The organism is Colidextribacter sp. OB.20 (assembly GCF_009911595.1).
In the GTDB taxonomy this organism is placed as follows: Bacteria; Bacillota; Clostridia; order Oscillospirales; family Oscillospiraceae; genus Lawsonibacter.
The window spans coordinates 1-665 of record NZ_QWKG01000168.1; the positions used below are offsets into that span (position 1 = coordinate 1).

The 665-nt window shown below is 73.4% G+C and carries 1 protein-coding gene; it reads left to right on the top strand.

Annotated features, from left to right (window positions below):
- Positions 1-665: hypothetical protein (locus D1641_RS19025; protein ID WP_160668573.1), on the top strand; the 665-nt coding region annotated here is incomplete at both ends.

Consider the following 665-nt stretch of genomic DNA (forward strand, 5'->3'; position numbering starts at 1 on the left):
CCGCCGCCCTGGGCCGGGGGGGCCTGCGGGCCCTGCCCGGCCGGGTCCCCGGACCCCTGGAGGATCGGACCGGCTCCGACCCCTGCCTGATGGTCCGCATCCCCGTCTCCCTGGCTCCGGGGAAGAGGCTGTCCCACAGCCTGGCCCTGGTGCTGGGCGATACCCCCGCCGCCGCCCGGGAAGGAGCCCGGCGGGCGGTGGGAGGACAGGAGGGAGGTCCTGTCCTGTTGTCCGCACTGGCCCAGAAGCTGGCCCTCAGTGAGGAGGAGGCCCTTGCGGCCTTCGATCTGCTCTCCCGGCTGGAGGCGGTGGAGGACCGGGCGGACCGGCCGCCCCAGAGCGCTCTTTGGCCCTTTGGAATCTCCGGCGATCTGCCCATCGCCGCCGGACAGCTGTCCAGCGAAGATGAAATGGAGCGGACCGCCCTGTGGTGCCGGTGGCACCAGCTCCTCACCCGGGCGGGATACCCCTTTGACCTGGTGCTGATTCTGGAGGAGGGGGGCGATTACCGCCGTCCCCTGCGCTCCGGCCTGACGGAGGAGCTGAAAAAGCTGGGGGCGGAGTCCGCCCTGGGGGCCAAGGGAGGCATCCACCTGGTGGGCCCCGAGGCCGCCCCGGCGGCGCTGGCCTGGGCGAAGGCGGTGCTGCCCGCAGAGGGCGGCCTC